The organism is Pseudomonas sp., assembly GCF_037994325.1.
Lineage (GTDB): Bacteria > Pseudomonadota > Gammaproteobacteria > Pseudomonadales > Pseudomonadaceae > Aquipseudomonas.
The window spans coordinates 1-5,241 of record NZ_JBBNAH010000563.1 but is presented as its reverse complement, the minus strand read 5'-3'; the positions used below and the strand labels follow the sequence as shown (position 1 = coordinate 5,241).

Sequence of the window (5,241 nt, the reverse complement as noted above, 5' to 3'; positions counted from 1 at the left end):
GGATCAACAGCCAGATCAAAAACCTCTCTCCCGCAAGCGGGCGCCCGGCTAGGGGAGAGGGCTGCGGGCGACGCGGAGCTGTTCCTATAAAAGCATCGTGACCTTTTGGAAGGGGCTTGATTTTGTTCACCCGCGCCGCTGCAGGGTGCATTTGGGTTGTTCGTTGAACAGGGCTCGATAGGCTTCGGAGAAGCGGCCTAAGTGCCAGAACGACCAGCGCATGGCGACTTCTGCCACGGTGGTTTCTTCTGGCACCGCGCGGGCCAGGTCGCGGTGGGCGGCGTTGAGGCGGCGTAGGCGCAGCCAGGCGCTGGGAGTGATGCCGGTGAATTGGGTGAAGGCGTGTTGCAGTTGCCGTACGGTAACGCCCGCCGCTGTGGCCAGTTGCAGCACGTTGAAGTTGTCTTCGGGGTAGGCACTGGCTAGTTCGAATACTTGGCTGACGATGCGCCGGTCTTCGGCTACGCGGCGTTGCCGCTGTTGGTCCAGTTCGCGTGAGGAGCTGTCGAGAACAAATAAGCAGTCGTCGACCAGTTGCCGCGACAGTTTGGCATCCAGGCTGGCGCCCGGGGTGGCGGAAAGTTTGTTCAGGACATAGCTCAGCCATGAGCTGAATACTTGGCTTTGTTGTGATTTCAATGGCGTCAGCAGCAGGCCATCCAGGCTGTCGCTGCAGCTGCTTTTGCCCATCAAGTCGAGGTCGACTACCACGGCCACTTCGCGGTAGTTCTCGGGGGTGATCCAGGTGTTTTGGCTTTGGCTGTTGAGTAGGTAGAGGGCGCCGTCGGCCATGTCGAAGCTGAACACCAGGGCATTGTCGGGGGCGTGGAAGTGTTGCTCGACGCGGGTGTTCATCCGCTCTTCAAAGGCTTCTACGCCGTTGCATTGGGCATGCACGATGCTGCCGTGAAAGCGCCCGGCGGACATTTGTGCGTAGTGCTGGTGCCAGCCGTCAATGGCCGTTCGCTGTTGGTCCACATCCAGTGTTTGCAGAACCTTGATCGGCATGCGCGCCCCGGGCCGCTTATAGATAGTTGGTAGAAGAGCCCGATTATGGCCGCGCCTGACGCGGCGATTGTTTAGCCTCTAGCGGAGCTTAGGTAGCCAGTTGAGCGACTAATTGCCACATGCGCCAAAAAGTGGCAGCGCGCGCTGCGCAAACTGGATAGATGGCGCCGTAAACCGCCGCGCAGAATCGACGCCTCAAAGACAACTCCCTGAGGGTTTATGAAAGGCGATCTGCAACAGCTGAAAACTTGGCTGAATAACAACAAAGTCACCGAAGTGGAATGCCTGGTCTCCGACCTCTCCGGCATCGCCCGCGGCAAGATCTCCCCAACCAATAAATTTCTCGCTGAGCAGGGCATGCGCCTGCCGGAGAGTGTGCTGCTGCAAACGGTGACCGGCGACTTTGTCGACGACGACGTGTACTACGACCTGCTCGACCCCGCCGATATCGATATGCACTGCCGCCCCGACGAAAACGCTGTGTTCCTGGTGCCGTGGGCGCTGGAGCCGACTGCGCAGGTGATCCACGACACCTACGACAAGATGGGCAACCCCATCGACCTGTCGCCGCGCAATATCCTCAAGAAAGTGCTGGCGCTGTACACCGCCAAAAATTGGAAGCCGATTGTTGCGCCGGAAATGGAGTTCTACCTGACCGAGCGCAGCCCCGACCCGGACTACCCGTTGAAGCCGCCGGTGGGCCGTTCTGGTCGGCAGGAAACCGGCCGGCAGAGCTATTCCATCGAAGCCACCAACGAGTTCGATCCGCTGTTTGAAGACATGTACGACTGGTGCGAAGCCCAGGGCCTGGACCTCGATACCCTGATTCACGAGGAAGGCACCGCGCAGATGGAAATCAACTTCCGTCATGGTGATGCGCTGCACTTGGCCGACCAGATTTTTGTGTTTAAACGCACCATGCGCGAAGCCGCGCTGCGTCATAACGTGGCGGCTACTTTTATGGCCAAGCCGATGACCGGCGAGCCGGGCAGCGCCATGCATTTGCACCAGAGCGTGGTTGACCTGGAAACCGGCAAGAGCGTGTTTGCCAACGAAGACGGCAGCATGAGCGAGCTCTTCCTTGCCCATATCGGCGGCCTGCAAAAGTACATCCCGGAAACCCTGCCGCTGTTCGCTCCCAACGTAAACTCGTTCCGCCGTTTCCTGCCCGACACCTCGGCGCCAGTCAATGTGGAGTGGGGCGCGGACAACCGCACGGTAGGCCTGCGCGTGCCGGAGTCTGATCCGCAAAATATGCGCGTGGAAAACCGTTTGCCGGGCGCCGATGCCAACCCGTATCTGGCCCTGGCGGCCAGCTTGCTCTGCGGTTATGTGGGTATGATCGAAGGCTTAAGCCCCAGCGAGCCGGTGGTCGGTCGTGGTTACGAGCGGCGCAATCTGCGTCTGCCGCTAACCCTGGAGCAAGCCCTGGAATGCATGGAGCAATCGAGCATGGTCAAGGAATACCTGGGCCAGCGTTTCCCGGCGGCGTATGTGGCGGTGAAGCGTGCCGAGCATGAAAACTACAAGCGCGTCATCAGTTCCTGGGAGCGCGAGTTCCTGCTGTTGAGTGTTTAAAAACAACAACCTTATAGGTACGACTCGATGAGCAAATCACTGATCAAAACAGTGCTGGCGGGCAGCGTGTTGCTGCTTAGCGGCGGCGTCTATGCCGCAGGCGTGGTCAATGTGTACAACTGGACCGACTACATCGGCGAAACCACCTTGAAAGACTTCAAGGCCGAAACCGGTATCAACCCGGTGTACGACGTGTTCGACTCCAACGAAACCCTGGAAGGCAAGCTGCTAGCGGGGCGCACCGGCTACGACGTGGTCGTGCCGAGCAACCACTTCCTCAGCCGGCAGATTCGCGCGGGCGTGTTCCAGAAATTGGACAAAAGCAAACTGCCCAACCTGCAAAACTTAAGCCCGGCCTTGCTTGAACGCCTGCAAGCCAACGACCCCGGCAATAACTTTGCCGTGCCGTACCTGTGGGGCACCAACGGCATCGCCTACAACGTCAAGAAGGTCAAGGAAGTGCTCGGCGTCGATAGCATCGACTCTTGGGCCGTGCTGTATGAGCCGGAAAATATCGAGAAGCTCAAAGCCTGTGGCGTGTCCTTTATGGACTCGCCCGACGAGATCTACCCCTCGGTGCTCAACTACCTGGGCCTCGACCCGCGCAGCAAAAACCTTGAAGACTACAAAGTGGCGCAGAAAAAACTCGACGCCATTCGCCCGCATATCACCTATTTCCACTCCTCCAAGTACGTAGCGGACCTGGCCAACGGCAATATCTGCGTAGCCTTCGCCTATTCCGGCGACGCCTTCCAGGCCATGAGCCGGGCCAAAGAAGCCGGCAACGGCAACGAGATCGCCTACGTGGTACCCAAAGAGGGCGGCAACCTGTGGTTCGATATGTTGGCCATTCCCGCCGATGCAAAAAACATCGACGAGGCCCATGCCTTTATCAACTACCTGCTCAAGCCGGATGTGATCAGCAAGGTCAGTGACTTTGTCGGTTACGCCAACGCCAACCAGGCCGCCGATAAGGTGATGGACCCGGAAATCCGCAATAACCCGTCCATCTACCCATCGGATGACGTGCTGAAGAAACTCTACGTTTCCTCGGAACTGCCGCCTGCGGTTATGCGCTGGACCACCCGCGCGTGGAACAACTACAAGTCCGGTCGCTAATCGGTTTGTCCCATCATGACCTGGGGGCGCACACCCCCAGGCTATAGGCCCTGTATGTCGTTGAATTCTTCTCTTGCGGGCGTGGCGCCGACTGCCCACACCGCCTCCTACTACCACGCCACGCGCAATAAACAGATCGACTTTCCCGTGCTTAACGGCTCGCTGGATTGCGATGTGTGTGTGGTCGGCGGCGGCTTTAGCGGCTTGAACACCGCCATTGAATTGGCCGAGCGCGGCCTGTCGGTGGTGCTGCTGGAAGCCAAGCAAATCGCCTGGGCGGCCAGTGGTCGTAATGGCGGGCAACTGATTCGTGGCGTGGGCCATGACCTGTCGAAATTCGCTGGGCAAATTGGCAGCGATGGCGTTGCCACGCTGGAGCGCCTGGGCCTGGAAGCGGTGGAAATCGTCCGCGAACGGGTGGCCAAGTACGCCATTAACTGCGACCTGACCTGGGGTTACTGCGACCTGGCCAATACGCCGCAGCACTACCAAGGGTTTATTGAGGATAAGCAGGCGCTGGAGCGTATGGGTTACGGCCATGAGCTGACCCTGATCGAACCAGACCAGATGCAGCGCGTAGTCGATTCCAAGGTGTTTGTTGGCGGTATGATCGACAGTGGTTCTGGCCACCTGCACCCGCTTAACCTGGCCCTCGGCGAAGCCGCCGTGGCGCACAAACTGGGCGTGCGCATTTTTGAAAACAGCGCCGCGCAGCGTATCGAATACGGCGCCAAGGTTAAGGTGCACACCGTCTCGGGCCTGGTGCGCGCCAATAACCTGGTGTTGTGTGGCAACGCCCATCTCGCCGGTTTGGTCCCGCAGCTTAGCGGCACCGTATTGCCAGCGGGCAGCTATATCATTGGCACCGAACAACTCAGTGAAGCCCAGGCCGCGCAGCTGATTCCCGACAACCGCGCGCTGTGTGATCAGCGTGTTGGCCTGGACTACTTCCGCCTCTCCGCTGACCGCCGTTTGCTCTTTGGTGGCGCCTGCCATTACTCCGGTCGCGACCCGCACGATATCGCCGCCTATATGCGCCCGAAAATGCTGCGGGTGTTCCCACAGCTAGCTGACACCCGCATCGACTTCGCCTGGGGCGGCACCATTGGTATTGGCGCGAACCGCTTGCCGCAAATTGGCCGGCTGAAAGGGGAAACCAATGTGTACTTCGCCCAGGCTTATTCCGGCCATGGCGTAAACACCACCCACCTGGCCGGACGCCTATTGGCTGAAGCGATTTGCCGGCAAGACAGCACCGGCTTTGACCTGTTTGCCCAAGTGCCACATATGAAATTCCCCGGCGGCAAATTGCTGCGCACGCCGCTGCTGGCGTTGGGTATGTCGTGGTATCGGTTGCGGGAGATTGCCGGGTTCTGAACGCAAGAAAACAAGCCTGCGTTTGACCGCGCTTTCTGCGTACCTGGGTCCCCGCCTGCGCGGGGACGACGAATGTTTTTGCCATTCCTCCGTCATTCCCGCGCAGGCGGCGGCCCGACGATTCGGCATCAAGAACCGCGAAGATGATCGCCGTTGAGC

General features: G+C 59.4%; 4 protein-coding genes. 3 read left to right on the top strand and 1 reads right to left on the bottom strand.

Annotated features, from left to right (window positions below):
• Nucleotides 1-126: 126 nt before the first annotated feature.
• Nucleotides 127-1,008: a helix-turn-helix domain-containing protein gene (locus AAAB16_RS18815; RefSeq protein WP_340664700.1), complete on the bottom strand. Its 882-nt coding sequence runs from the start codon at nucleotides 1,006-1,008 to the stop codon at nucleotides 127-129.
• A gap of 219 nt (nucleotides 1,009-1,227) precedes the next feature.
• Between AAAB16_RS18815 and AAAB16_RS18810 the strand changes: the two genes are divergently transcribed.
• From AAAB16_RS18810 to AAAB16_RS18800, 3 genes are read left to right on the top strand one after another with little or no spacing between them, the layout of a single operon-like run.
• A complete protein-coding gene (locus AAAB16_RS18810; protein WP_340664699.1) occupies nucleotides 1,228-2,586 on the top strand; it encodes a glutamine synthetase family protein in 1,359 nt (452 codons plus the stop codon).
• Between the two features lie 27 nt (nucleotides 2,587-2,613).
• Nucleotides 2,614-3,705: a polyamine ABC transporter substrate-binding protein gene (locus AAAB16_RS18805; protein WP_110618711.1), complete on the top strand. Its 1,092-nt coding sequence runs from the start codon at nucleotides 2,614-2,616 to the stop codon at nucleotides 3,703-3,705.
• A 54-nt stretch (nucleotides 3,706-3,759) separates the two neighbouring features.
• Nucleotides 3,760-5,082 (top strand): FAD-binding oxidoreductase, encoded by a 1,323-nt coding sequence (locus tag AAAB16_RS18800; protein ID WP_340664698.1) that lies wholly within the window; start codon nucleotides 3,760-3,762, stop codon nucleotides 5,080-5,082.
• Nucleotides 5,083-5,241 lie beyond the last annotated feature (159 nt).

Bases quoted from the DNA above. Each gene is read 5' to 3' on its own strand.
- AAAB16_RS18815 (WP_340664700.1), bottom strand. From the start codon at position 1,008: ATGCCGATCAAGGTTCTGCAAACACTGGATGTGGACCAACAGCGAACG.
- AAAB16_RS18810 (WP_340664699.1), top strand. From the start codon at position 1,228: ATGAAAGGCGATCTGCAACAGCTGAAAACTTGGCTGAATAACAACAAA.
- AAAB16_RS18805 (WP_110618711.1), top strand. From the start codon at position 2,614: ATGAGCAAATCACTGATCAAAACAGTGCTGGCGGGCAGCGTGTTGCTG.
- AAAB16_RS18800 (WP_340664698.1), top strand. From the start codon at position 3,760: ATGTCGTTGAATTCTTCTCTTGCGGGCGTGGCGCCGACTGCCCACACC.